Annotated in this window: 24 protein-coding genes, 6 tRNA genes and 3 rRNA genes; 21 read left to right on the top strand and 12 right to left on the bottom strand. The window is 44.6% G+C overall.

The window, feature by feature from the left end:
* Positions 1-34: 34 nt before the first annotated feature.
* From ACYQ3A_RS04020 to ispE, 7 genes are all read right to left on the bottom strand, one after another.
* On the bottom strand, positions 35-697 hold the full coding sequence (locus ACYQ3A_RS04020) for a ubiquinone/menaquinone biosynthesis methyltransferase (protein ID WP_459895808.1): 663 nt from the start codon (positions 695-697) through the stop codon (positions 35-37).
* A gap of 106 nt (positions 698-803) precedes the next feature.
* Positions 804-879 (bottom strand) — tRNA-Cys (locus tag ACYQ3A_RS04015).
* Between the two features lie 5 nt (positions 880-884).
* Positions 885-960: transfer RNA gene (locus ACYQ3A_RS04010), tRNA-Gly, on the bottom strand.
* 8 nt (positions 961-968) lie between these two features.
* Positions 969-1,054 (bottom strand) — tRNA-Leu (locus ACYQ3A_RS04005).
* Between the two features lie 9 nt (positions 1,055-1,063).
* A tRNA-His gene (locus ACYQ3A_RS04000) sits at positions 1,064-1,139 on the bottom strand.
* A 13-nt stretch (positions 1,140-1,152) separates the two neighbouring features.
* Positions 1,153-1,227: transfer RNA gene (locus ACYQ3A_RS03995), tRNA-Gln, on the bottom strand.
* A gap of 1 nt (position 1,228) precedes the next feature.
* Positions 1,229-2,068 (bottom strand): 4-(cytidine 5'-diphospho)-2-C-methyl-D-erythritol kinase, encoded by an 840-nt coding sequence (ispE, locus tag ACYQ3A_RS03990; protein ID WP_459895807.1) that lies wholly within the window; start codon positions 2,066-2,068, stop codon positions 1,229-1,231.
* A gap of 29 nt (positions 2,069-2,097) precedes the next feature.
* On the opposite strand from ispE, the gene ACYQ3A_RS03985 reads away from it, so the two are divergent.
* The 11 genes from ACYQ3A_RS03985 (at position 2,098) to ACYQ3A_RS03935 (ending at position 14,505) form a co-directional block, all read left to right on the top strand.
* Positions 2,098-3,147 (top strand): polysaccharide deacetylase family protein, encoded by a 1,050-nt coding sequence (locus ACYQ3A_RS03985; protein ID WP_459895806.1) that lies wholly within the window; start codon positions 2,098-2,100, stop codon positions 3,145-3,147.
* Positions 3,144-3,902 (top strand): glycosyltransferase family 2 protein, encoded by a 759-nt coding sequence (locus tag ACYQ3A_RS03980; protein WP_459895805.1) that lies wholly within the window; start codon positions 3,144-3,146, stop codon positions 3,900-3,902. The genes ACYQ3A_RS03985 and ACYQ3A_RS03980 overlap by 4 nt, the downstream gene beginning before the upstream one ends.
* Positions 3,880-4,935, top strand: coding sequence for a glycosyltransferase (locus ACYQ3A_RS03975; protein WP_459895804.1), 1,056 nt, complete (start codon positions 3,880-3,882; stop codon positions 4,933-4,935). Before ACYQ3A_RS03980 ends, ACYQ3A_RS03975 begins: the two co-directional genes overlap by 23 nt.
* Positions 4,910-5,254: a hypothetical protein gene (locus ACYQ3A_RS03970; RefSeq protein ID WP_459895803.1), complete on the top strand. Its 345-nt coding sequence runs from the start codon at positions 4,910-4,912 to the stop codon at positions 5,252-5,254. The genes ACYQ3A_RS03975 and ACYQ3A_RS03970 overlap by 26 nt, the downstream gene beginning before the upstream one ends.
* A 95-nt stretch (positions 5,255-5,349) precedes the next feature.
* Positions 5,350-7,710: a replication restart helicase PriA gene (gene priA, locus ACYQ3A_RS03965; RefSeq protein WP_459895801.1), complete on the top strand. Its 2,361-nt coding sequence runs from the start codon at positions 5,350-5,352 to the stop codon at positions 7,708-7,710.
* A 16-nt stretch (positions 7,711-7,726) separates the two neighbouring features.
* Positions 7,727-8,161: a hypothetical protein gene (locus ACYQ3A_RS03960; RefSeq protein ID WP_459895800.1), complete on the top strand. Its 435-nt coding sequence runs from the start codon at positions 7,727-7,729 to the stop codon at positions 8,159-8,161.
* Positions 8,162-8,198: 37 nt separating this feature from the next.
* Positions 8,199-8,274, top strand: a tRNA-Gly gene (locus ACYQ3A_RS03955).
* A gap of 435 nt (positions 8,275-8,709) precedes the next feature.
* Positions 8,710-10,291, top strand: a 16S ribosomal RNA gene (locus ACYQ3A_RS03950).
* 130 nt (positions 10,292-10,421) lie between these two features.
* Positions 10,422-13,399: ribosomal RNA gene (locus ACYQ3A_RS03945) — 23S ribosomal RNA — on the top strand.
* A gap of 99 nt (positions 13,400-13,498) precedes the next feature.
* Positions 13,499-13,615, top strand: a 5S ribosomal RNA gene (rrf, locus tag ACYQ3A_RS03940).
* The 16S, 23S and 5S rRNA genes sit together here with 1 tRNA gene alongside, the layout of an rRNA operon.
* Positions 13,616-13,833: 218 nt before the next feature.
* A complete protein-coding gene (locus ACYQ3A_RS03935) occupies positions 13,834-14,505 on the top strand; it encodes a M23 family metallopeptidase (protein WP_459895798.1) in 672 nt (223 codons plus the stop codon).
* A 32-nt stretch (positions 14,506-14,537) separates the two neighbouring features.
* Here ACYQ3A_RS03935 and ACYQ3A_RS03930 read toward each other — a convergent pair whose 3' ends face one another.
* Positions 14,538-15,194 carry a phosphoribosyltransferase gene (locus tag ACYQ3A_RS03930; protein WP_459895797.1) on the bottom strand — a complete coding sequence of 219 codons (657 nt, stop codon included), beginning with the start codon at positions 15,192-15,194 and terminating at the stop codon, positions 14,538-14,540.
* A 31-nt stretch (positions 15,195-15,225) separates the two neighbouring features.
* The gene (nfo, locus tag ACYQ3A_RS03925) at positions 15,226-16,071 is read right to left on the bottom strand and encodes a deoxyribonuclease IV (RefSeq protein WP_459895795.1); all 846 of its coding nucleotides are present in this window, start codon (positions 16,069-16,071) and stop codon (positions 15,226-15,228) included.
* A gap of 77 nt (positions 16,072-16,148) precedes the next feature.
* Between nfo and cutA the strand changes: the two genes are divergently transcribed.
* The 8 genes from cutA (at position 16,149) to ACYQ3A_RS03885 (ending at position 20,990) form a co-directional block, all read left to right on the top strand.
* Positions 16,149-16,469, top strand: a complete 321-nt coding sequence (gene cutA, locus ACYQ3A_RS03920; protein ID WP_459895793.1) for a divalent-cation tolerance protein CutA — start codon at positions 16,149-16,151, stop codon at positions 16,467-16,469.
* A gap of 32 nt (positions 16,470-16,501) precedes the next feature.
* A complete protein-coding gene (locus ACYQ3A_RS03915; RefSeq protein WP_459895791.1) occupies positions 16,502-17,290 on the top strand; it encodes a sulfite exporter TauE/SafE family protein in 789 nt (262 codons plus the stop codon).
* Between the two features lie 248 nt (positions 17,291-17,538).
* The gene (rpsB, locus tag ACYQ3A_RS03910; RefSeq protein WP_459897427.1) at positions 17,539-18,273 is read left to right on the top strand and encodes a 30S ribosomal protein S2; all 735 of its coding nucleotides are present in this window, start codon (positions 17,539-17,541) and stop codon (positions 18,271-18,273) included.
* Positions 18,274-18,321: 48 nt separating this feature from the next.
* Positions 18,322-18,918: a translation elongation factor Ts gene (gene tsf, locus ACYQ3A_RS03905; RefSeq protein ID WP_459895789.1), complete on the top strand. Its 597-nt coding sequence runs from the start codon at positions 18,322-18,324 to the stop codon at positions 18,916-18,918.
* Positions 18,919-18,986: 68 nt separating this feature from the next.
* The gene (gene pyrH / locus ACYQ3A_RS03900; RefSeq protein ID WP_459895787.1) at positions 18,987-19,709 is read left to right on the top strand and encodes a UMP kinase; all 723 of its coding nucleotides are present in this window, start codon (positions 18,987-18,989) and stop codon (positions 19,707-19,709) included.
* Entirely contained in the window at positions 19,706-20,263 is a 558-nt protein-coding gene (gene frr, locus ACYQ3A_RS03895) for a ribosome recycling factor (RefSeq protein ID WP_459895785.1), read from the top strand. Before pyrH ends, frr begins: the two co-directional genes overlap by 4 nt.
* Positions 20,264-20,274: 11 nt before the next feature.
* Positions 20,275-20,451, top strand: coding sequence for an ATP-binding protein (locus tag ACYQ3A_RS03890; RefSeq protein WP_459895783.1), 177 nt, complete (start codon positions 20,275-20,277; stop codon positions 20,449-20,451).
* A 176-nt stretch (positions 20,452-20,627) separates the two neighbouring features.
* Positions 20,628-20,990: a YlbF/YmcA family competence regulator gene (locus tag ACYQ3A_RS03885; RefSeq protein ID WP_459895781.1), complete on the top strand. Its 363-nt coding sequence runs from the start codon at positions 20,628-20,630 to the stop codon at positions 20,988-20,990.
* 74 nt (positions 20,991-21,064) lie between these two features.
* Here ACYQ3A_RS03885 and ACYQ3A_RS03880 read toward each other — a convergent pair whose 3' ends face one another.
* The 3 genes from ACYQ3A_RS03880 to ACYQ3A_RS03870 are packed head-to-tail and all read right to left on the bottom strand — an operon-like array spanning position 21,065 to position 23,766.
* The gene (locus tag ACYQ3A_RS03880) at positions 21,065-22,231 is read right to left on the bottom strand and encodes an IS256 family transposase (protein ID WP_459894829.1); all 1,167 of its coding nucleotides are present in this window, start codon (positions 22,229-22,231) and stop codon (positions 21,065-21,067) included.
* 51 nt (positions 22,232-22,282) lie between these two features.
* Entirely contained in the window at positions 22,283-22,993 is a 711-nt protein-coding gene (locus ACYQ3A_RS03875; protein ID WP_459895779.1) for a zinc ribbon domain-containing protein, read from the bottom strand.
* Positions 22,987-23,766, bottom strand: a complete 780-nt coding sequence (locus tag ACYQ3A_RS03870) for a Nif3-like dinuclear metal center hexameric protein (RefSeq protein WP_459895777.1) — start codon at positions 23,764-23,766, stop codon at positions 22,987-22,989. Before ACYQ3A_RS03870 ends, ACYQ3A_RS03875 begins: the two co-directional genes overlap by 7 nt.
* A gap of 52 nt (positions 23,767-23,818) precedes the next feature.
* On the opposite strand from ACYQ3A_RS03870, the gene ACYQ3A_RS03865 reads away from it, so the two are divergent.
* On the top strand, positions 23,819-25,306 hold the full coding sequence (locus ACYQ3A_RS03865) for a menaquinone biosynthesis decarboxylase (protein ID WP_459895775.1): 1,488 nt from the start codon (positions 23,819-23,821) through the stop codon (positions 25,304-25,306).
* 68 nt (positions 25,307-25,374) lie between these two features.
* The gene (rpsT, locus tag ACYQ3A_RS03860) at positions 25,375-25,659 is read left to right on the top strand and encodes a 30S ribosomal protein S20 (protein WP_459895773.1); all 285 of its coding nucleotides are present in this window, start codon (positions 25,375-25,377) and stop codon (positions 25,657-25,659) included.
* The last annotated feature ends 11 nt before the right edge of the window (positions 25,660-25,670 follow it).

The following is a 25,670-nucleotide window of genomic DNA, read 5'->3' as shown; positions in this document are numbered from 1 at the left end:
AGATAAATAAAACTTAATCTTATTAATTTTGCATTTATCCTTTTAATTCGTATATGGTAGCCATTCCAAAGAGAAGAGGTCTGAAAGTTCCACTTGTAAATCCTCTTTCCTTCGCAAACTCGATGAATTTCTCGTAATGAGGAAAGTTCATGATTGTTCCAAACAGATGATGAGATACATCTTCTTTTGATCGTAGTTTTCCTAAGGGCAGAATAACGTATTTCAGGAAGCCTGTAAATAGGTTTCTGAGTAGGGGATTCCTTGGAATGGAGACCTCAAGTATTCTAACAGTTCCCCCGGGTTTTAGTATTCTTTTTATTTCTCTTAAAGCTCTGTCGTTGTTGTCAAAATGTCTCAATCCAAGTGACACTAGGACTGTGTCGAAAGAGTTCTCTTTAAAGGGCAAATTTAGAGCGTCCCCTCGTATGAAAGGAATCTCAGGAAGTTTCTTTTTTGCGACTTTTAGCATTGGAAGAGAATAATCCAATCCTGTAACAAAATCTGCTCTGTCACTTATAAGAGCTGCGATTTCTCCTGTTCCACAAGCGAGATCAAGAACCACTCCAGGTTTCTCAAGATCTTTAACCAGTTCTCTCTGCCACCAGGAGATAATGCCAAAAGAGAGATTTTTAGAAATCCGATCGTACTTATCAGCTATTTTGTCAAATATTTCAACGCCAATGGGTTGCTTTTTCAACTTTTTTCTCCAGATAAATGGAAAACAGGGATTATAAGGAGGATTTTACACAAAAATTTCGAAGGATGTTGAAGTTAATGATTTTTGAGTGAAGAGGGGGATTTGTTGGAGGCGGCGGGCGGATTCGAACCGCCGAATAAGGGATTTGCAGTCCCCTGCCTTAGCCACTTGGCTACGCCGCCATTTATGGAGCGGGCGACGGGACTTGAACCCGCGACCTAAACCTTGGCAAGGTTTCGCTCTACCAACTGAGCTACGCCCGCTTCTTTTGTGGTGCGGGAGGAGGGAGTCGAACCCTCACGCCACGAGGGCACTGGATCCTAAGTCCAGCGCGTCTGCCAGTTCCGCCACTCCCGCGGCGGTTTATGGGGTGGGAGACGGGACTTGAACCCGCGACCGCCGGGGCCACAACCCGGCGCTCCACCAACTGAGCTACTCCCACCATAAATAATAAATGGCTGGGGCGGCAGGATTCGAACCTGCGAATGGCGGATCCAAAGTCCGCTGCCTTACCGCTTGGCTACGCCCCAGCTATATTGCTGAGAGAAATTTAAGCCACCATCCAGTTTTTTTCAAGAGGGTAGAGTCAAATTTTTCATCTTTAATGAACGAAAAGATGGAAGAACCGCTACCGCTCATTATAGGTTTAAGTCCTAATTCTCTAAGTCTTTCTTTGATTTTAATGACTCTCTTTACACAAGGAGACTCGGAAAGTTCGAGGTCATTTTCCATGTTGTTTTCTACTTCTTCTAAGTTATCACTTATAAGAGGTGAAACTATTAAACGTTCTGCGGTTTCCACAGTAATATCTCTCTTTATTGGAGGTAAGGATTCATATACATCTTTTGTTAGGCAGGAGAATCCGGGATATACGAGAAGAATCCTGAAATGACCTCTGTTGTAATGCTTGAGCTTTTCTCCTCTTCCGTAAGCTATAGCAAGTCCACCTTTTAGGAAAAACGGAACATCGCTGCCCAGTTCTGAAGCTATCTCATAAAGTTCCTCATCACTTAAAGGTTTTCCATAGATGAGGTTCAATCCTTTCAACGTTGTTGCTGCGTTGGAGCTGCCTCCACCAAGCCCTGCTCCTACAGGAATTTTCTTTTCGAGTTTAATCTTTACTTTTGGCTTTATCCCTGTTTTTTCCTGAAAAAGTTTGCAGGCTTTGATTATTAGGTTGCTCTTATCCAGTGGCAGGGTTTCGTTTCCTTTGATTGAGAGCTCCAGCCTATTTGATGGAAGAAAAGAAATAATGTCCATCAGGTTAATTGTGTGCATGACGGTTACAATTTCGTGGTAACCGTCGGGTCTTTTCCCTTTTATCCAGAGTGATAAATTAACCTTTGCAGGTGAAGGTAGTATCAGTTTCATAGTTCTGAAATTATATCAGGAGCTTTTGAATGAAAAATGTTGTTTTTTTCCTTCACAGGGTCTATCCTGACGGTATAGGGAAAAGAGACGATATAAACGTTTCAAACTTTGAAAGAGCATTGAGACTTATCAAGAACCGATTTAAGATTGTTCCCCTTGGAGCTCTCTTTGAAGAGAAGAGCCGTAAGCCCCGGGCGGCGATAACTTTTGACGACGGTTACGTAGACAACTTTGTATACGCTTATCCGATTTTAAAGAGAATGGGAATTCCAGCTCACCTTTTCATAACGGCAAACAGGATTCTGGAGTCTGGAACCAGAAAAAATCTGTTTGACTACTGGGATGGAAAGGTATCTGAGAAAGAACTCTATAAACCAGTCTCTATGTATTACGGACATGAAGAATTTATAAGAAAGGAATATTCGGAAGAGTTTTTGTCCTGGGAAGAACTTGATCAAATGAAAGATGTTTTCACTTTTGGAGCTCACGGCGGAAACCATTTTGCCTTTCCTTGCAAAGAAGAAATTGTTGATTTCTTTGATGGCTCAAACTTTCACTGGACTATGCTTTTATATAGTGATGAGCCTTTTGTTGGTCTCCCAAGGTTTCCAACGAGAAGTGAGTTGGACATAAGGAGGTTCTATCCATCAAAAGAGCTCTTAGAGTTCTGTTCCGAGTTTCCAAAAAAGGATAACTGGAAAGAGAAGTTGAAACAAGAAATCGATCGGTGTTTCAAAACCCTTGGGAGATTTGAAACAGAAGAAGAGGCAAGAAAAAGGATTGAGGAGGAATTGAGGGAGTCTAAAAGGAAAATAGAAGAGAATCTTGGTATAGCAGTTGATAACTTTTCCTGGCCTTTCGGTCACTATTCTGATTTCAGCAAAAAGATAGCTTCAAACTTTTACAGATACATCTTTACAATTAAAAAAGGATTCATCGGAAAAGAATCTGACTATGCCGAACTTCCGAGGGTTTCTCTCGGGAAAGATCTGTTTACCGTTCTGGGTAGGATTTTAACCTTCTCCACGAGGTTAGGGTTTACGATTTACAGAAAATTTAAGAAGGGGAAGATGCTTTGAGCTTGTCTGTAGCAATTTTGACTTTTAACTCGGAAAGGTGCATAGAGCAGGTTCTTGAAAGTGTAAGAGATGTAGCAGATGAGATTGTTGTTCTTGATTCTGGTTCTACGGATAGGACACTAAATATAGTTAAGTCCTTTGGAGCAAAGGTCTATTTCAGAGAATTTGATAACTTTGTTAACCAGAAAAACTATCTCCTTTCTCTTTGTAGAGAAAAGTGGGTGTTGTTCATTGACGATGATGAGGTTTTAAGCGATGAGCTAAAAGCAGAAATTAAGAAGGTAAAAAAAGAGGAAAAATTTGACGGTTACTACGTTAACGTTCTGACAAACTACCTTGGAAGATGGATAAAACACGCATGGTATCCAGACTGGCATTTGAGACTCGCAAGAAGAGAGAAGTGCAGGTGGGTTGGAGATTCTGTTCATGAAGCTCTAAAGGTTGAAGGAGAGGTTGGGTACTTGAAAGGAGACCTGCTTCATTACTCCTATCCTTCAGTTTCTTATCATTTGAAAAAGATCGATCTCTATACAACACTGTATGCTGAAGGAGCTTATAAGAGAGGAAAGAGGTTTTCCTATAAAAAGCTTTTTCTTTCTCCTCTGGGAGCTTTTATTAGGCGCTACATATTGAAAAAAGGTTTTTTGGACGGATTTGAAGGATTTGTTCTCAGTGTTATGGCTTCTTACTACACCTTTCTAAAGTATTTGAAACTCTGGGAAAAGGAGAAGAATGAGAAAGCTCTTCGTTCTTGATGAAAGGTGGGATAGTGCCCTTACAGATCTTGGAATTAAAATGGCAACTGTTTCAGAAGGAGAGGTTGCCTGTGCAGTTCTGAAAGGAGCTCCTGCCGAAAAAAAGGTGAAAAAGGCAGGATTGAAGTGCTTTTATATAGAGGATCCCAGAAAAGGATTGCCGTTTAAACCGTTTCTTTCTCTGAAGGGAGTAATAGAAGAGTTCAGACCGGATATTGTTGTTACTATAAGAGGAGATGAGCTTTTCTTTTCTTCTCTTCTCAAAAAGAAGTTTGGTTTTAAGCTCTACAGGATTCATGGTGAAGCCAAGGGGATCAGAAATACGATTTTAAATAGGTACATACATAAAAGTTATGTCGATGGAGTTGTTCTCTCTTCAAGATGGCTTGTAAACGACGTTATTTTGGAACTCCCAAAGGTTTTTGTACGAGGAGCTGTTGATACAGAGAAATTCAAATTTTCTGACGAAGGAAGGAGAAGAGTTAGAGAAGAGCTTGGCATAGGTGACTCTATTCTCCTTGGTATTGTTGGAAGGCTTGATCCTGTGAAAGGACACGATCTTTTCATCAGGGTGCTTTCTATTCTTGTCAAGAAAGGTTTGAATATAAAAGGGTTAATAGTTGGTGAAGAGAAAAACGTTAAGCTTTCTGATTTAAGAGCACTTGCCAGAAATCTTGGCGTTGACAGGAATATAATTTTTATCACCGAAAGGAGAGAAGATATCGTTGATTTGATGTCTGCTGTTGATGTGGGTATTGTTCCGTCAAAAGGTTCTGAAATGATTGCAAGGACTCTCCTTGAATTCATGGCGTGTGGCAGACCTGTTGTTACCACAGGGGTTGGAGTTCTTCCCGAAATAGTGAAGGAGAACTTCGGAAGAGTTGTTAAAGTCGAAGAAGGGGCTCTATGTAGAGGCATAGAAGCTATTTTGAATCGAAATTTAAGGGAGCTCGGGAAAGCTGCCCGGGAGGAAGCAGTTGAGAACTACTCTCTTTTTAGGCTTGCTGATGTTGTTAACTCTTTTCTCACTTAGTGGTTGCAAAATTGCCCGTAGGGATTACACGATTCAGTATCCTGCTGCTCTTCTTGCAGAACACCCGAAAGAGTACTGGGGTAGTTACGTTAAAGTTGTTGGTGTTTTAAAGCGTTATCGTCCACAGGATCAGTTCCCGCCTTACTCTGCAGAGGATCCGGTTGTATGTGACAGCTCGGGCTGTATCTATGTTCACGATGATACAGAGGATCTGTCAAAATACATAGGCAAGAAGGTCAAAATAATCGGTTATGTGGAAGTTACGGAGTTTAACTTTCCTTATATAGATGTTCTCAAGATTGAGGAGATAGAGGAATGATTCTGAAAATTGTTGTTATTGTTCTTGCAATTGTAGCAGGGCTGCTGCTTCTTCTTATGGCGATTGGTTCAACCATCAAGGCGGGGAAGAAGTAATTGTTTGTAGAAGTAGTTCTTGATCTTCCACTTGACAGGACTTTTTACTACAGAGTTCCTGAGGTGCTTTCAAACCCTCCAGAGGTAGGAAAAAGGGTTATTGTTCCCTTTGGAAACAACGATTTTCTAAGGACAGGGATTATTCTATCCATCAGGGACTCTGTTGATTTCTCTCCCGATAGAGTGAAGGAAATCTTTGATGTTCCTGATGAGTTCCCTCTTTTTACAGAAGAGACCCTTAAACTTGCTAAGTGGATTTCTGAATACTACTGTTCTTTTCTGGGGGAGACGCTTTTTTCTTTTTTGCCTTCTGGGTTTGTAGTATCGGAATCTTTTTTGGTGAAGCTTACAAATAATGAACTCTCTGTAAAACTTTCAGACTCTGAGAAAAAACTGGTTGAAGCTCTTAAGGTATCAACTGGTCGCCTCAAGGTTTCATCTCTAAGAAGGAAAGTAAAACTTTCCAATTTCTATCAGGTTTTGAGAAGTCTTATCTCAAAGGGTGTGGTTCGGAGAGAGGAGTTTATTAAAAGGGACACCATTCCCAGAGAGGAGTTCGTTGTTCTAAGACAAGTCGAAGAAGTAAGAGGGAAAAAGAGCAAAGAACTGATTGAATATCTGAAGTTGTGCAAAAGGGCGAGTTTAAATGAGCTCCGGAAACTTGGTTTTACAAGGCAGATCGTAAAAAGGCTTGTTGAAAAGGGGATTCTGGAAATCTTTGAGGAAAAGGTCACCATTGAGAACAGGCCACAGGAACTTGTGGAAGAAAAGGAGATTCAACTGACTCCTTCTCAACAGAGGGCTTTTAGCAGGATCGTTGGAGCTGAATCTGGAAAGTTCCTTCTTTACGGTGTGACCGGTTCTGGAAAGATGGAGATTTACCTTAAAACAGCTTATGAAATTGTGAAGAGGGGGAAGTCTGTCCTGATTCTGGTTCCGGAGCTTCTTCTGACTCCAGAGCTCCGTGCAAGAGTAGAAAGCTACTTCGGTTCAAACATAGGTATCTACCATGGGAAGTTGACGCCAAAGGAAAGAGTTTCAACGTGGTTGAAGGCTATTAGAGGTGAGACGAAGGTTTTCATAGGAACAAGGGGAGCAGTAATGCTTCCCATAAAAGCTCTCGGTTTAGTAGTTGTGGACGAGGAACAAGATGCTTCCTACAAAGAGCAACAAAAACCTTATTATCATGCCAGGGAAGTTGCCATAAAAAGAGCGGAAATTGGAGGCTTTCCTGTTGTTCTTGTTTCTGCCACTCCATCCATAGAGACCTACTACAGGGCTGAGAAAGGCGAGATAGAGAAGTTAGAGCTCAAAGAGAGGGTCTCTACAGTTCCTCTGCCTTACATAAAAGTGGTTGACCTTCAGAAAACCAAACGGGTTTCAATCTTCACAGAGGAACTCCTGAAAGCGCTGGAAAACACAGTTAGGAAGGGTGAACAGGTGCTCCTCTTTATAAATCGGAGGGGCTTTTTTGCCACCTCTTTTTGTCCAAACTGCGGCTTTATAGCAGAGTGTGAAGATTGTGCAGTTCCGCTTGTCTACCATAAGCAGGAGAGGAAACTCATCTGTCACATCTGTGGAAAGAGATACAGACCCATTTACAGATGTCCAAAGTGTAGAACGAGATTGGAGTTCAAAGGCTATGGAACAGAGAGAGTAGAGGAAGAGCTTCGAATTCTCTATCCCGATTTCAGAATAGTGAGACTTGATCAGGATACCATAAAGGATCCCACTACTGGAGCCAGAATCATAAAGGAGATAAAAGAGGGGAAGTACGACGTAATAGTTGGAACTCAAATTGCCAGCAAGAGCCACAATTTCCCGAAACTCACTCTTGTTGGAGTCTTAATGGCAGATCTTTTAGGAGGAGCTCCCGATTACATGACTTCCGAAAGGGTATTTCAAACGATTGTTCACACCACAGGGAGAGCGGGAAGGTTCAAGCCAGGAGCTGCCATTGTTCAGGCATTCAATCCAGAACTTCCTGCCATAAAGTGGGCTGTTGAATACAGGTTTGATGAATTTTACAGAGAAGAGTTAACGACGAGGGAGCTTCTGAACTATCCACCTTTCACAAAGGGAGTTCTTGTAGAATTTCAGATAGAGAAGATGACAGGTTTTAAAAAAGTGGAAGAGCACTTTAATAAACTCAAAGAAGTCCTTATACCTTACTTCTCGGTGCCGGATCTCACTCCTGCACCTGTTCCAAAGATTTCTGGAAGGTACAGGTTTATATCTTTTCTTCGAGCTCCTGACCAGAAAAAACTTATTTCAGGACTTGAGGTCATAAAGAAAGAGTTTCCCCGTCGGTTTAAAGGAATCAGGTATAAAATAGACGTAGAACCAATTAGAATTATCTAATGAGGAGGAGGCAGTTATGAAAAAGTACTTTGTTTTTCCCTTTGTCTTTCTCTTAATGGCAGGATGTGCGGTGAATTCAGCTTCTCAAGAAGGATCTGTTACAACTGAAGTTCAACAGATAAAAACGAAAATGTTCGACGATATACCTGTCTATCCAGGGTTTAAGCTAATTCCTGAGAAGAGTTTTGTGTATGAATCCGGAAATGTAAAAGTGGGAAGGCTTATTTTCAGAGGAAAATCATCTATAAATGATTTGGTAAATTACTACAAAAACACCCTGCCGGAACAGGGATGGGAGCCCATTTCAATAAGCATTTATGGAAAGGATGCTAACTTAACCTATGTAACTTCAGATAGAGTTCTTCAGGTTCGGATGACACAGGGCTTTTCCGAAACTACTCTAATTATCCAGATTGGACCAAGAGGAGAGTTGACATCTGAACTTAAATAGCTATATTAAGTCACCGCATTGACAGAAGAATAAGGGTGCGGGCGTAGCTCAGTTGGTAGAGCACAACCTTGCCAAGGTTGGGGTCGCGGGTTCAAGTCCCGTCGCCCGCTCCACTTGACATTATCCTGAAGATGTCTATATTACAGCATCCCAAAGTTGAATAAGGCTCTCGGCCAACCCTGAAAGGGGTTGACAGGGGCTTCTAAAGTCCTAAATTTAAGCGATGCGCTTTAAAAAAGCTGAATAGGGTCGCCCGAAAAGGGTTGACAGATAGAAGATGAGTTCCTAAATTACTGCTTCGCACTTTGAGGGTTGTTTGAAACTCTGAGCCCCTCAAGGGCGGAAGATCCCCGGTGAGGGGTTGACAGCTCGAGGGAGCGAGCATAAATTTAAATCTTGCGCCTCGAAAGAAGGTGGTCTTTGACAGGAGAATAAGGGGCGTGCACCTGCGGGAAGCGAGACAAGCCCTTAGGGGCTTTTGATTGAGGTGTTCCGCAGGTTTTTGATGAGCCTTGCGAACTGAGTCAGAGATAGCTTTTCGGATATTTTTGCTGGAGAGTTTGATCCTGGCTCAGCGCGAACGCTGTCGGCGTGCCTAACACATGCAAGTCGTGGGGCAGCAGGCGGGTTCCTTTTGGAACCCGTGCTGGCGACCGGCGAACGGGTGAGTAACGCGTGAGCAACCTACCCCGAGGAGGGGGATAACCCGGGGAAACTCGGGCTAATACCCCATAAGCGCACGGCCCGCATGGGTTGTGTGAAAAGGGTGGCCTCTGCATTGCAAGCTGCCGCCTCGGGATGGGCTCGCGTCCCATCAGGTAGTTGGTGAGGTAACGGCTCACCAAGCCTACGACGGGTAGCCGGCCTGAGAGGGTGGTCGGCCACACCGGGACTGAGACACGGCCCGGACTCCTACGGGAGGCAGCAGTGGGGAATCTTGGGCAATGGGCGCAAGCCTGACCCAGCGACGCCGAGTGGAGGAAGAAGCCCTTCGGGGTGTAAACTCCTGTCGCCGGGGACGATGCGGGTGTGGGTTAATAGCCTACACTCGTGACGGTACCCGGAGAGGAAGGGACGGCTAACTACGTGCCAGCAGCCGCGGTAATACGTAGGTCCCGAGCGTTGCGCGAAATTACTGGGCGTAAAGAGCGCGTAGGCGGGCCAGTAAGTCAGAGGTGAAAGCCCCCGGCTCAACCGGGGAATTGCCTCTGATACTGCTGGTCTAGGGTCCGGAAGAGGCTGGCGGAATTCCCGGTGTAGCGGTGAAATGCGTAGATATCGGGAGGAACACCGGTGGCGAAGGCGGCCAGCCAGGACGGTACCGACGCTGAGGCGCGAAAGCGTGGGGAGCGAACCGGATTAGATACCCGGGTAGTCCACGCTGTAAACGATGGGTGCTGGGCGTTGTGCCCGAATGGGTGCAGTGCCGAAGCTAACGCGTTAAGCACCCCGCCTGGGGAGTACGGCCGCAAGGCTGAAACTCAAAGGAATAGACGGGGGCCCGCACAAGCGGTGGAGCATGTGGTTTAATTCAATGCTACGCGAAGAACCTTACCAGGGCTTGACATGCAGGGAAAAGCGGCCGAAAGGTCGTGTGGGTACCCTTCGGGGTACCCGCCCTGCACAGGTGGTACATGGCCGTCGTCAGCTCGTGCCGTGAGGTGTTGGGTTAAGTCCCGCAACGAGCGCAACCCCTGTCCCTAGTTGCCAGCGGGTAAAGCCGGGCACACTAGGGAGACTGCCGGCGATAAGCCGGAGGAAGGAGGGGATGACGTCAGGTCAGTATGCCCCTTACGCCCTGGGCTACACACGTGCTACAATGGCCGGGACAGAGGGAAGCGAAGCCGCGAGGTGGAGCAAAACCCAGAAACCCGGTCTCAGTTCGGATTGCAGGCTGCAACTCGCCTGCATGAAGCTGGAATCGCTAGTAACGGCCGGTCAGCTACACGGCCGTGAATACGTTCCCGGGCCTTGTACTCACCGCCCGTCACACCCCGAAAGCTGGCTCTACCAGAAGTCCCCGGGCTAACCCCCGGAAGGGGGAGGCAGGGGCCGAAGGTAGGGTTGGTGATTGGGGTGAAGTCGTAACAAGGTAGCCGTAGGAGAACCTGCGGCTGGATCACCTCCTTTTATGGAGAGGGGTGGGCAGGTTCCTGCCCCTGAGGAAGAATACGCAGGTGCACGTCCCTTATCCTCTTGTCAAGGACAGGGACGGTCTTTGACAGCAGAATAGGGGAACCAGTACTGAGGTAGATAGATAGGCCGAGGTGCTAAGGGCACACGGTGGATGCCTTGGCGCCAGCAGGCGAAGAAGGGCGTGGTAAGCTGCGAAAAGCCCCGGCGAGGCGCAAACAGCTGAAGACCCGGGGATGCCCGAATGGGGAAACCCGGCAGGCAGAAAGCCTGTCATCCCGCGTTTTGCGGGAGGCGAGACCCCCCGAACTGAAACATCTCAGTAGGGGGAGGAAAGGAAATCAACCGAGACTCCCTGAGTAGCGGCGAGCGAAAGGGGACCAGCCCAAACCGGATGGGTGTTAAAGCCCGCAGGCGTTGCCCATCCGGGGTAGCGGGACGTACCTGGAGGAGGCTGCGGACTCCTCGGGGAGTTACAAAAGGCTTGGGTAGCCGAATGGTCCTGGAAAGGCCAGCCATAGAGGGTGAAAGCCCCGTAGGCGAAACTCAAGCCTCTCCCTGGGGTACGATCCCAAGTACCGCGGGACACGAGGAATCCTGCGGGAATCAGGGGGGACCACCCTCCAAGGCTAAGTACTCGCTGGCGACCGATAGCGCATAGTACCGTGAGGGAAAGGTGAAAAGAACCCCGGGTAGGGGAGTGAAATAGAACCTGAAACCGTGTGCCTACAAGCGGTCGGAGGGGATCTTTGATCCCTGACGGCGTACCTTTTGCGTAATGGGCCAGGGAGTTACTCTCAGCGGCGAGGCTAAGCCGAGAGGCGGAGCCGTAGGGAAACCGAGTCCGAATAGGGCGCATAGTCGCTGGGAGTAGACCCGAAACCGTACGATCTACCCATGGCCAGGGTGAAGTCCGGGTAACACCGGATGGAGGCCCGAACCCACCAGTGCTGAAAAACTGGGGGATGAGCTGTGGATAGGAGTGAAAAGCTAATCGAGTACGGAGATAGCTGGTTCTCCCCGAAATAGCTTTAAGGCTAGCCTCACGGAAGAGTCTGCTGGAGGTAGAGCTACTGGTGGGGCTAGGGCCCCGAAAGGGGTACCGACCCCCGCCAAACTCCGAATGCCGGCAGATGCTCCGTGGGAGTCAGACCGTGGGGGATAAGCTCCATGGTCGAGAGGGAAAGAGCCCAGACCGCCAGCTAAGGTCCCCAAGTGGTGGCTAAGTGGTAAAGGAAGTGTGCCCGCTAAGACAGCCAGGAGGTTGGCTTAGAGGCAGCCATCCTTTAAAGAGTGCGTAACAGCTCACTGGTCGAGCGGGCATGCGCCGAAAATGTAGCGGGGCTCAAGCCACCCACCGAAGCTGCGGGTTCACCACGATAGTGGTGAGCGGTAGGGGAGCGTTCCCTGTGGGCTGAAGGTAAGCCGTAAGGCTTGCTGGACTGCAGGGAAGTGAAAATCCTGGCATGAGTAGGCGATAAGGAAGGTGAGAAGCCTTCCCGCCGAAAGCCCAAGGTTTCCAGGGGAAGGCAAGTCCGCCCTGGGTTAGCCGGCCCCTAAGGCGAGGCCGAAAGGCGTAGCCGATGGGAAGCGGGTTAATATTCCCGCGCCACTCCGGTGGAGCGATGGGGGTGACGCAGGAGGATAGCCCGACCCGGGCGATGGTTGTCCCGGGCCAAGGTAGTAGGGGGAGGGTCTAGGCAAATCCGGACCCTCGCTAACCCCGAGAACTGATGGGGAGCCCTTTATAGGGCGAAGCGGGTGAATCCACACTGCCGAGAAAGAACCCCTAAGCTGTGAAGCCGGAGTGACCGTACCGCAAACCGACACAGGTGGGCGGGTGTAAAAGCACCAAGGCGTTCGGGGGAACCCTCCGTAAGGAACTCGGCAAAATGACCCCGTAACTGCGGGAGAAGGGGTGCCCTGGAAGGTGTAGGGTCTTGCACCCGAAGCTTTCTGGGGCCGCAGAGAATAGGCGGTGGCGACTGTTTACCAAAAACACAGGTCTCCGCAAACTCGTAAGAGGATGTATGGGGACTGCAACCTGCCCAGTGCCGGAAGGTTAAGGGGAGGGGTGCAAGCCCCGAACCGAAGCCCCGGTAAACGGCGGCCGTAACTATAACGATCCTAAGGTAGCGAAATTCCTTGTCGGGTAAGTTCCGACCTGCATGAATGGTCCAACGACTGCCGCACTGTCTCGCGGAGGGTCCCGGCGAAATTGTAGTCTGGGTGAAGATGCCCAGTACCCGTGGCAGGACGGAAAGACCCCGTGAAGCTTTACTGCAGCCTGGCATTGTGTCTTGGCGGTGGCTGCGCAGGATAGGTGGGAGCCTGGGAAGTCCCCGCTCCGGCGGGGATGGAGGCGCCGGTGAGATACCACCCTGTCACCGCTGAGGCACTAACCTAGGGCACTGGATCGTGCTCGGGGACAGTGTCAGGTGGGCAGTTTGACTGGGGCGGTCGCCTCCTAAAAGGTAACGGAGGCGCCCAAAGGTCCCCTCAGCGCGGTCGGCAATCGCGCGTAGAGTGCAAGGGCATAAGGGGGCTTGACTGCGAGACCGACAGGTCGAGCAGGTGCGAAAGCAGGGCCTAGTGACCCGGCGGTTCTGAGTGGAAGGGCCGTCGATCAACGGATAAAAGCTACTCCGGGGATAACAGGCTGATCGGTCCCGAGAGCTCACATCGACGGACCGGTTTGGCACCTCGATGTCGGCTCGTCGCATCCTGGGGCTGAAGCAGGTCCCAAGGGTTGGGCTGTTCGCCCATTAAAGCGGCACGCGAGCTGGGTTCAGAACGTCGTGAGACAGTTCGGTCCCTATCCGCCACGGGCGCAGGAGGCTTGAGGGGAGCTGCTCCTAGTACGAGAGGACCGGAGTGGGGACACCTCTGGTGTACCAGCTGTTCCGCCAGGAGCATCGCTGGGTAGCCATGTGTCCACGGGATAACCGCTGAAGGCATCTAAGCGGGAAGCCCACCCCAAGATTAGGCCTCCCTTCCCCTCGTGGGAGTAAGGCCCCTGGGAGACTACCAGGTAGATAGGCCGCAGGTGGAAGCCCGGTAACGGGTGGAGCTGAGCGGTACTAATCGGCCGAGAGCCTCGGCCTTCCATCTACTTCAGATACTGGTTCCCCTATCCTGCTGTTAAAGAGTTCGTTCCTGCTTAAAAGCGGGGAAATTAAGAATAAGGAATTTGTAAACAGAAAGCCTGGTGCCCATAGCGGCGGGGAAACACCCGATCCCATTCCGAACTCGGAAGTTAAGCCCGCCAGCGCCGATGATACTGCCCTGGAGACGGGGTGGGAAAGTAGGGCGGTGCCAGGCTTTTTTTATTTTATAATCAATTTACTTATTGGGTTTGCTATCATTAAGATATGAAAATTAGAGTTTTAAGTCCCTTTATTCTTTTTCTATTTATTCTGTCCTTTTATAAACCTACCATAGCCAGTAATATAAAGCTTTATCTACCAACGACTTATCCTGGTTCTATTGGCTACTTCCTTCTTCCAAATTACTCAAAAAATATAAAAATTATTGTAGGGGTGAATGGGAAAAAGTATGAATTTCCTGTTGTCTTTAAAAAAGCATACTTTGCAATTCCTTATGGTGCAAAGGGGACTGTAGCTGTTTCTCTTAAAGAAGGAGAGAAAAACTTATTTTTAAAGCTTATTCCTGTTAAAGAAAAAAAATACAGGATATCTCGAATATGGGTCAAGGAAAGAAAATTGACGAAGAAGCTGATAGATAGGATAAAAAAAGAAAGTAGTCTTTTAAGAGAGACCCTGAGGACAGTAACTTCTAAAAAGTTTAGGGAAAATAGATTTTATTCACCTCTTAAAAAACTAACCATTACAACACCTTTTGGAGCAAAGAGAATTATTAACGGAAAAAAACGTTCAATTCATTGGGGAATTGATTTAAAAGCGCCATTAGGAACACCTGTTTTTGCAAGTCTTTCTGGAAGAGTTGTTCTTGCTCGGAATTTCTACTATACAGGGAATACCATAGTTATAGACCATGGACTTGGTATCTATACCCTTTATGCTCACCTGTCTAAGGTTCTTGTTAAAGAAGGTCAGATTGTGAAAGCAGGACAGAGAATAGGCAAGGTCGGTTCTTCAGGTAGATCAACGGGGCCTCACCTTCATTTTGGAATCTATGTTAATGGAATTAAGGTTGATCCGATTTTGGCCTTCAACTTACGTTCGTTATAAAACAGTATTTTGAGCATTTTAAATCTATAAGTCTATGGATGAAATTTCTCCATTATTTCTATGACTTCTTCATCTGTTGTCTGTGGGAAACTCTGGTAGAATTGTCCAACTGCGTTGAAAAATTCAGGTGCGTAGAGAACGATCAAATCATCAACTAACTGTTGAAACTCCGATACTTTATCTGCTGGCATAACTGGTACTGCAAGAATAATTCTTCCAGGATTTTCTTTCCTCAGAGACATTATTGCAGCTTTTACAGTGAGCCCTGTTGCTATACCATCATCAACCAGAATAACATCTTTTCCTTCGAGATTTATCCTTGACTTTCCTCCGAGATATTTTTCTTTCCTTCTTTTAATTTCTTCAATTTCCTCCAGAGCTTTTCTTTCAATATAGTCTTTTGAAATTCCCATTCTGTAGGCAACGTCATCTGTGATTGATGGGTTCATCAGAATGTAACCGTCTTCTATTACTGCAGCTATGGCAAACTCTTCGTTGAAAGGTGCTCCAATCTTCCTTGGAATAACAAGCTCTATTGGTGCATTTAAGGTCTCGGCTATAGGTTCAGCGATTGCCACACCACCCCTTGGAATTGCAACTACAACAGGTTCTTTTAGAGTATCGTTGTACTTTCTCAGGATTGCCTGAGCCAGCAGTTCGCCAGCTTCTCTTCTGTCTCTGAATACCATAGTTTCCTCTCAAATCAATTTAAAATTCAATTTAATCTTCAATCAGTGAATAGAGTAGTTTTATCTCTTCAGCCCATATTGAGGGGTCTATAGTTTCAAGGATTAAAGGGATGTTGTTTAGTCTTTTGTCGTTCATGATAAATCTGAATGCATCAAGTCCAATGTTTCCTTTTCCAATAGAGTGGTGCCTATCAACTCTGCTTCCGAGCTGTGACTTTGCATCGTTCAGGTGCATCCCTTTTAGATACTTGAATCCTACGACTTCATCAAACTCTTTCATTGTCTTTTCATAGGATTTTTCGGTTCTTATGTCATATCCTGCAGCGAACATGTGACAGGTATCGAGACAGACTCCTATTCTCGATTTGTCTTTTACCATGTCAATTATCTCTGCAAGATGTTCAAATCTGTAGCCGACATTGGATCCCTGACCAGCGGTGTTTTCAAGAACGAGAATTACATCTTTTGTCCTTTCTAAAATTTCGTTTATAGAATCGGCAATTATCTTCAAGCATTCCTTTTCGGAGACCTTTCTGAGATGGCTTCCTGGGTGGAAATTGAGGTATTTCAATCCCAGTTGGTAGCATCTATTTACTTCATCAACGAAGGCTTCTATTGATTTTCTTCTCTTTTCTTCTTCTGGATTACCCAGATTGATCAGATAACTGTCATGGGGAAGAATATGTTCTGGAGAGATTCCTACTTTTTTCAGATTTTCCTTGAATTTAGTTATTGCCTCTTCAGTAAGAGGTTTGGCACTCCACTGTCTCTGGTTCTTTGTAAAGAGTGCAAAAGCTTTAGCTCCTATTTCTTCTGCATTGAGTGGTGCGTTAAACACTCCACCTGAAATGCTGACATGAGCTCCGATAAACTTCATCGCCTCTCCTTTGCCATTTTAAACTTTATGTTTAGTTTTTATCATTACAAGAAATTTAGTTCCTGCATGGAGGAAAGATGGAGTCCGAATTCATCCAAGTTTTTACCACAACCGACAAAAAAGAAGAAGCCGAAAAGATTACAAAAGTTTTGATTGAAAAGAGGCTTGCTGTGTGTGTTCAGATTGTAGGACCTATTGAGAGCACTTATTGGTGGAATGGAAATATTGAAACTGCAAAGGAATGGTTGATTTTAATTAAGAGTGAAAAGCGGCTGTATAAGGAAATTGAAAGGGTAATAAAGGAGAATCATTCCTATCAGGTTCCAGAAATATTAGCAGTTCCGGTTACAGCTGGAAATCCAGACTATTTAAGGTGGCTGAAAAACGAACTAAGATAATTTTTAAACTTGCGTTATAAGCGGAGATCTCTTTGAACTTTGAATTACTGTTTCTTTTGTTTGTTTCTGGGCTCTTTTCAGGTTTTCTTGCAGGGCTTTTGGGTATTGGTGGTGGAATAATCCTTGTTCCTATGTTTTGGTTTCTGTTTTCTTATTTAAAAGTTCCAGGAGAGCTTACGTTAAAGCTTTCAATTGGTACGAGTCTTGCGGTAATTACAGTAATAACACTTTTCACTTCAGGATTTCATATTTTCAAGGGAAAGCTGAAAAAGGAAGAGTTGTTAAAAATAATAATCTGGATTGTTCCAGGGATAGCTCTGGGGGTTTTTTCTTCCCATTTGCTTCCAGCACACATTTTAAAAAAGTTATTTGGGGTTGTTCTTCTTGCGGTAGGAATTAGAACTCTAAAAGGAGTAGGAAGTGTAAGAGTAAAGTTTAGCGAAAAAGTCTTGACTCCGGTGGCTGTTACTCTCTCAGCTTTTTTGAGTTCTCTTTTAGGAATTGGTGGGGGAATTATTATTAACTCGCTTCTCTTCTCTCTTTCGAAAATCAAAGCAGACAAAGTAGTGGCACTGGCATCTGTTGTTTCTTTTTTCAATGCCACGTTGGGTTCTTTAATGTATATGGTATTTCCTTCGGTGGAAGTTCTTCACTGGCAGGTAGGGTATGTTTATTTTCCTGCGGTGATTCTTGTTTCCCTTGGATCTATACCTGGAAGTAGAATTGGGTTGTCACTGCTTCACAAAATAAGTCATCAACTTTTAAAGAAGCTCTTTGCTATTTTGCTCATAGTTGTTGCCATCAAGATTCTTTTTATTTGAGAAGCCTTTTATTTTTCTGAAACTTTTACTATATTTCCCCACTGAAAACTCACCGGGTCAGACTCCAGAGGGGGTGCCTTTTGTAGGTTCCTCTGGAGGAGGAAGATCCGGGAGGCAAAACCAATTTATAAGGAGGAGCTATGTCTGAGGAAATCAGAGAGACTCAGGAACAGCAGGTAGAAGAAACTCAGGTACAGGAGGCTCAGCAGGAAACGTTTAAACCAAGGCCTCCAGGACAAAGAGTTACAATGAAAGAGCTTCTTGAAGCTGGGGTTCACTTCGGTCATCAGAAGGAAAGATGGAACCCCAAAATGAAGAAATTCATCTTTACTGAGCGTAACGGCATTCACATCATCGACCTTCAGCAGACTCTTAAGTACTTTGAGCAGGCTTACGACTATGTTGCAGACCTTGTTGCAAACGGTGGAACAATTCTCTTTGTCTGTACAAAGAAGCAGGGACAGGACATTGTTAAAGAAGAAGCGCAAAAGTGTGGAATGTACTATGTTAACAAGAGATGGCTTGGTGGAACTCTTACAAACTTCCAGACAATCAGAAAGAGTATCTTTAAGCTGAAGATGCTCAAGAAAATGGAGGAAGAGGGCGTATTTGACAGACTTCCAAAGAAAGAAGCTATGAAGCTTAGAAGGAAGAAGGAAAAGCTTGAAACGTATATTGGTGGAATTGAAAACATGAACAGACTTCCAGATGCTCTCTTCATCGTTGATATCGTTAGAGAGGAGAATGCTGTAAGAGAAGCAAGGAAGGCAGGTGTTCCAATAGTTGCTCTTGTTGATACAAACGCTGATCCAGATCTTGTAGATATTCCAATTCCTGCAAACGATGACGCTATCAGGGCTATCAGGCTTCTTACTTCCAGAATTGCTGATGCTGTGCTCGAAGGAAAAATGAGAAGGGATGCGATAAAGCTTGCCGAAGGTGAGGAAGTTGAAGAAGTAGATTTTGTTCCTGAGGAAGAGTAATTTTTTTGCGGGCTTTTGCCCGCCAATTAAACTTTGAGGAGGTAAAAAATGGCTGAGATTACAACACAGATGATAAAAGAGCTCAGGGAAAAAACAGGAGCTGGAATAGTTGACTGTAAGAAAGCTTTACAAGAAGCTGAAGGTAATATGGAAAAAGCTATAGAGATCCTCAGAAAGAAAGGGGCTGCCAAGGCTGCCAAGAAGGCTGAAAGGGCAACAGCAGAAGGAATTGTCGTTTCTTATATTCATGCTGGTGGTAAGGTTGGAGCTCTTGTTGAGATTGATTGTGAGACAGACTTTGTTGCAAGAACTGAAGATTTTAAGACTCTTGGCCATGAGATTGCAATGCAGGTAGCTGCAATGGCTCCTGAGTACGTAAGCAGAGAAGAAGTTCCTGCTGAAGTTATTGAGAAGGAAAAGGAAATCCTCAAGCAGCAAGCTCTTTCTGAAGGAAAGCCTGAGCACATCGTTGAGAAGATTGTTGAAGGAAGACTCAACAAATTTTACTCTGAGAAATGTCTTCTTGACCAGCCATGGATTAAAGATGACAGCAAGACAATCGGTGATCTTGTAAGAGAGTACATTACAAAGCTTGGTGAGAACATTAAGGTTAGAAGGTTCTGCAGGTTTGAGGTTGGAAAGTAAATAAAGGGGAGCCTTGAGCTCCCTTTTTTTATGTATAATAGCTGAATCAAAATTGTAAAGGCTGGGAAATGGGGTTAAAGTACAAAAGAATTCTCTTAAAACTCAGTGGAGAGGCGCTCCAAGGTTCAAAATCCTACGGAATTGATCCTGAGTTCTTGCGGAGACTTGCTCAGGAAATTAAAAAAGTTGCCGATCTTGGCGTGGAAGTGGCCATCGTCATTGGTGGTGGAAATATCTTCAGGGGAGTCTCTGGAGCAACTCAGGGAATGGATAGAGCAACTGCCGATTACATGGGAATGCTTGCAACTGTTATGAATGCCCTTGCTCTACAGGATGCCCTTGAAAAAGAGGGACTTCAGACAAGAGTTCTTACAGCTATTGAAATGAGAGAAATTGCTGAACCCTACATAAGAAGAAGAGCTATCAGACATCTTGAAAAAGGAAGGGTTGTAATCTTTGGAGCGGGGACTGGAAACCCGTTTTTCACCACTGACACAGCAGCAGCACTGAGGGCTGCTGAGATAAACGCGGACGTTCTTTTGAAAGCCACAAAAGTTGATGGTATATATACTGCTGATCCTGAAAAGGATAAAAACGCTAAAAAGCTTGACAAACTTTCCTATAAAGAAGTAATTACAAATGGTATAAAGGTTATGGATTCTGCGGCTGTTAGCTTATGTATGGAGAATCGCATACCCATTGTTGTTTTTGATGTAAGAAAACCTGGAAATCTTGAGAGAGTTGTAAAAGGGGAAGCTATAGGATCTCTTGTTGAGGGAGAGCAGCTATGATACAGGAGCTACTGAAAGATGCAGATAAGAGAATGCAGAAGGCTGTAGAGGTTCTCAAAGGGGAATTTGCTGGACTTAGAACCGGTAGGGCTTCTACAGTTCTTGTAGAGGATATCAAGGTTGATTACTACGGAAGCATAATGACAATTAAGCAGATTGCTCAGATAGCAGTTCCTGAGCCGACGCAGATTACAATTCAACCGTGGGATGTTTCCGTAATTCCAAACGTAGAGAAGGCTATAAGAGAATCAGATCTTGGGGTTCAACCTCAGAGAGATGGAAACATCATCAGAATCAATCTTCCGCCTCTGACAGAAGAGAGGAGAAAAGAGCTTGTTAAAAAGGCTGGTAAAATGGCTGAACAGGCAAAGATTGCGGTGAGGAACATTCGTCATGAAATAATGAAAGAGTTGGATAAGCTGAAGAAAGAAGGTGGATACTCAGAGGACGACATTAAGAGGGCTAAGGACGAGCTCCAGAAAATCACAGATAAGCATACAAAGAAGATAGATGAACTCCTCCAGAAGAAGGAGGAGGAAATTCTCACAGTCTAAGGAGGTGAAAAATGGCTCACAAAATTGATCCAGAACTCTGCATCGGATGTGGAGCATGCGCTTCTGTATGTCCAACAAACGCAATCCATCCAACAGACGATGGAAAGTACGTAATTACTCCTGAAGATTGCATCGACTGTGGTGCATGTGTAGAAGTTTGCCCAACAGACGCTATTTCAGCAGAGTAACATCCGGGGGCTCCTGCCCCCTTTCTGGTTTTGTCCTCATTTTTTCTTTTTTTCTCCTCCCTTTCCAAAAAATGGTTGCAATATCAGAAATTTCTTAAAAAAAAGATAAAAACCTTGTAATCTTTCCAGAATCTCAATAAATTAATCTTTCAAAGATTAACTTGTTTGGAGGAAGTATGTCAGCAGAAGTAATCAAAAAGGCATCAGAGCTTGCACAGGCTATAGCGAGTTCTGAGGAACTTGCAAACCTTAGAGCAGCAGAGGCAAAGCTCCAGATGGATCCACAAGCTATGGAGTTGTTGCAGGAAGTTCAGAGACTCCAGCAGATGGCTCAAATGTCTGGAAGCCCTGAGGCTATGCAGCAGCTTGAAGAAGCCTTTAACAAGTTTGCAGAGAATGAAGTGGCAAAAGAGTATTTAGAGGCAAACCAGAGATTCAGTCAAATGCTTGAAACTGTTAACGCTCTCCTTCAGGAAGCCATCGAAGGACCAAAACAACACGGTCACGGTTGTGCTGGTTGTTCAGGTTGTGGAATGTAAACCAAGTGATTGGTGAACGGTGAGAGGTGAACAGCTTCACCTCTGGGAGTGTCCATAGAACTGTGTAAATTCTATCATGCCTCTAATCTCTCCTCGAAAATTATTGACAGCTGCCCGTAAATAATACCCCAATCCTTGATAACACTTCTGTTCCATTTTTTCTCAAGCTCCAGAGCAGCTAAATAAAGGCTCTTAAGAACAGACATATCACTCGGAAATACCCTCTTTCCATCTGTTACCTTCCTGAACTTACTATTAACACTTTCTATGATGTTCGTCGTGTACATAAGTTTCCTGAGTTCAAGCGGATACTTAAAGTAAGCCATAAGCTCTTCCCAGTTGGTTCTCCAGCTTTTTATTACGTGAGGATACTTGTTCCCCCATTTCTCTTCAAACTCGTCCATCCTAAGTTCCGCTTCCTCAAGTGTAGCTGCTCCATAAACTTTCTTGAGATCTGATGACAATTCTTTTTTGTCTTTCCACGATACATATCTTAATGAATTCCTTATCTGGTGAACTACACATTTTTGTATTTCTGCTTGAGGATATACTCCTTTTATGGCTTTCCCTATTCCTGACAGATTATCCACGCTAAATATCAAAACGTCTTTGACTCCTCTACTCTTTAGGTCATTTAGTACCTTGAACCAGAAGCTGGCACTTTCGCTCTCATTTATCCAAAAACCAAGGAGTTCTTTTCGTCCTTCTTTATTTACCCCTATGACCACGTAAACTGCTTTATCTATTACCTTGCCATCTTGTCGTACTTTGTAAAAGATGCAGTCTATGTAGAGGACAACGTAAATTCTTTCAAGTGGTCTTGACTGCCACTCTTCTATTCTCGGAGTTAGTCTGTCGGTAATCTTTGAAATCAAAGAAGGACTTATGTCCATTCCATACATGTCGGAGAGTAATTCCTGAATGTCTCTTACTGTCATTCCCTTTGAATATAGGGCTATTATCTTGTTCTCCAGGTCTTCAAGGACTGTCTGGCGTTTTTTGACTATTTTGGGTTCAAAATCTCCCTTTCTATCTCTTGGAGTTTCAATCTCTACTTCTCCAGCTGCGGTTTTAACAGTCTTGGAGATATAGCCGTTTCTGGAGTTGTTAGAATTAGTACGCTCATACTTTGAATAGCCAAGGAACTCTTCAAGCTCTGCTTCTAATGCTTCTTTTAATGTTTGTTGGATGAGCTTCCTAAGATCATCCTTAATGAGTTCTGGATCATATTTCTGTTTCATGTGTCCACCCTCCTTTAGGTTTAATTTTTACACACTTGGGTGGACACTCCCTCACCTCTCATTTTTGTTATAGATAAACCTACCACAGTAAGGACACTTTGACTGTCCAGCTTTTAGTTTTGAAAGGAGCTCCCTAAATTCAGCACTTGAATATGTGATTCCACATCCTTCACAGGCGCTAGTGCTGATATCCGAAAACACCAAACCGCTGAACTTCTCTTTTAACTGCTCAAACTTGTTTAGTTCTTCTTCTGGAACAGAGGATTTGATTTCTTCTATTTCCCTTAGAGTGTTCTCTATTTTCTTCTCATAGATGCTGGCTTCCTTTTCCAGTTCTTTTATTATCTCTTGAATTCTGTTTAAATCGGGTTCAAACTGGTTCTTAACCTTTGAATAGGCATTTTCTAAGGCTTCTATTTCCGTTTCCACTCCTGTTATCTGCTGTCTGGTCTTTATTATGTCATCCTCGTTCTTTGCTATAGCTCTGAGGATTTTTTTGAACTCTTCTCTGCTTCTTGCGCTCTCTTTCTGTTTCTTAAGCTCTTCAATTCTTTCTTGCTTATACTTAACGAAGTCCTTGAGCTCCTGAAACTCATTCTTCTTTTCTTCCAACTTGTTCTTTGCACATTCTATCTTTCTCTCTATTTTAGAGGCTTCCCTTTCAAGTTTCTCTTTTTCTGCTTCCAGCTCTTTCTTTTTTGTTTTAAGCCTTAAGAGCTCTATTTCTTTCTGTTGAAGTTTTAAAAGTTCTTCTCTCAGCATGTTTCCATTACCTCATAGGGGGATTTCTCTTTCAATATAGTTGACTTCAGTTTTTTAAACTCTTCTGTCAGGAGATGCTGTAGTTTCTCAAAGAAAAGTCTTTCAGTTCCAAAGTGTCCCATGTCAAAGACCGTAAGTCCAAGGTCAACAACTTTTATGGCGTCGTGGTATTTGACATCCCCAGTAATGTAGACGTCAACCTTACCAGCAACAAGGTCAATAAACGAGGCGCCACTACCCGAGCAAATTGCTACTCTGTTTACCAGGTTGTCGGGTTTGAAATTGATTCCTCTGTAAACATCTTCTGGAAGAAACGATTTGAGTTTTCTGAATAGCTCTTCTTGAGTAATAGGGGAATTTAACGTTCCGATAATCCCATAAGCTGGTTTTTCACTTATTGTTGATATACTTTCCACTCCAAGCTTTTCAGCTATTATGGCAGTAGGTCCAAGTGGAGATACATCAAGGTTTGTATGAAGAGCATAGACTGCTATACCACTTCTTGCCAGTTCCAAAAGGAGACTGGAAGGGTAAGAGAAATTAACCAGAGATTTAATTCCAGAAATCGTCAGGGGGTGGTGTGTAAGAATAAGATCAACTTTTAGTTCCTTTGCCTGAGCTATTACATCTTTTGAGACAGAAAGGGCAAAACCTACATGATTTATCTCCTGATCTTCCCATCCAATCTGAAGTCCGGAGTTATCCCAGCTATCCTGAAGTTCAGGTTGAATCAAATTTTCGAGGAAAGCGAGTATATCTCTTAGCTTAACCATTCTTGCCTCCAGAGAAGTGGTAGAATTCTACAAAATTTCGCCGGGAGAAAGTATGGCTTACAGAGATTTGAGAGAGTTCATTGAAAGGTTGAAGAAAGAGGGAGAGCTCAAAGAGATAGACTATCCCGTTAGTTCTTACTTAGAAATAACTGAGATTGCAGATAGAGTTGTAAAAGCTGGAGGTCCTGCTCTTCTATTTAAAAATGTTGATGGTGGAGATATTCCAGTCGCGATAAATCTCTTTGCCAGCTACAAAAGGATGGCAATGGCTTTAGAGGATGACCCTGACAGGATTGGAGAAAGGGCTGCAAAGCTTTTAAAACCTGAAAAACCTACAGGATTCATAGATAAACTGAAAAAACTTGTAGAGTTAAAGAAGATTGCAGATATCTTTCCAAAAGAGGTTGATAGAAGGAAGGCTCCTTGCAAAGAAGTGATAATGAAGGAGCCAGACCTATCTAAGTTTCCAATCCTTTTTTGTTGGCCTAAGGATGGTGGAAGGTTTATAACGCTCCCACTGGTATTTACAAAAGACCCCGAAACCGGTGAAAGAAACTGTGGAATGTATCGCCTTCACGTTTATGATAGAAAGACCACGGGAATGCACTGGCATTGGCATAAGGTTGGAGCGAAGCATTTCTGGAAGGCTAAAAAGATGGGAATAAAGAGGTTCCCTGTTGCTGTCGCGATTGGCTCGGATCCTGCAGTTATCTATTCTGCCACAGCTCCCCTTCCTGAAGATGTTGATGAGATGGTTTTTGCAGGTTTCTTAAGAGGAAAGCCGGTCGAGATGGTGAAGTGCGAAACTGTTGATCTGGAAGTTCCAGCAAACGCTGAAATAGTTCTTGAAGGCTATGTTGACACAGAGGAATTTAGATTTGAAGGACCCTTTGGAGATCATACAGGATACTATTCACTTCCAGACTTTTATCCCGTTTTCCACATAACCTGTATTACCCACAGAAGAAATCCCATCTACCCGGCAACAATTGTTGGAAAGCCTCCGATGGAGGACTGCTATATTGGTAAAGCTACTGAACGAATTTTCCTGCCGCTTTTGAAGACTCAACTTCCCGAAATAGTAGATATGTCTTTGCCTATAGAGGGAGTTTTCCATAACTTTGCTTTCATTTCCATAGACAAGCGTTATCCAGGGCATGCAAGAAAGGTTATCTCTGCTCTCTGGGGTATGGGACAGATGAGCTTTACAAAGAACATCATAATCTTTGATAAGGATACAAATGTTCACGATATTGGAGAGGTAATCTGGAGGTGGGGAAACAACGTTGATCCAAAGAGGGATATAATTTTTACAGAGGGTCCTGTCGATGCTCTTGACCACACTTCTCCTCTTCCGTTCTACGGGAGCAAGATGGGAGTTGACGCAACGAGAAAGTGGCCATCTGAAGGGTTTGAAAGGGACTGGCCACCAGATATAGAAATGGATGCGGCAGTTGTAAAGAAAGTCGATGAAATATGGGATAAGCTGGGACTGCCTCAGAAAGAAGGGAAGAAGAATCCCTGGAGCTGGGGAGTGTAAAACTTGCTTTTAGGGTTTTCTTGCTATAAACTTTCACACCGCAAAACAAATATGGTGGAGGAAACAGAATGCCAAATACAAAATCTGCTAAAAAGAGGCTTCGTCAGAATATTAAGAGAAGAGAGAGAAATAGATACTACGTAAGAAGAATGAAGACTGAGGCTAAGAAGGTTCTTGAAGCTGTTGCTGAGAAGAATCTTGAAGCTGCAAAAGAGCAGCTCAAAGTTGCAATGAAGTGGATTCAGAGGGCTGCTGCAAGGGGTGCTATCCACAAGAATGAGGCTGCAAGGAGAATGTCAAGGATAGCAACTGCTGTAGCTCAACTTGAAAAAGAACTTGCTGCACAGGGTTAATGCCCTGTGCT

The organism is Desulfurobacterium crinifex (assembly GCF_054656775.1).
The sequence above is the reverse complement of the archived record's forward strand: the minus strand, read 5'-3'. Positions and strand labels throughout refer to the sequence as shown.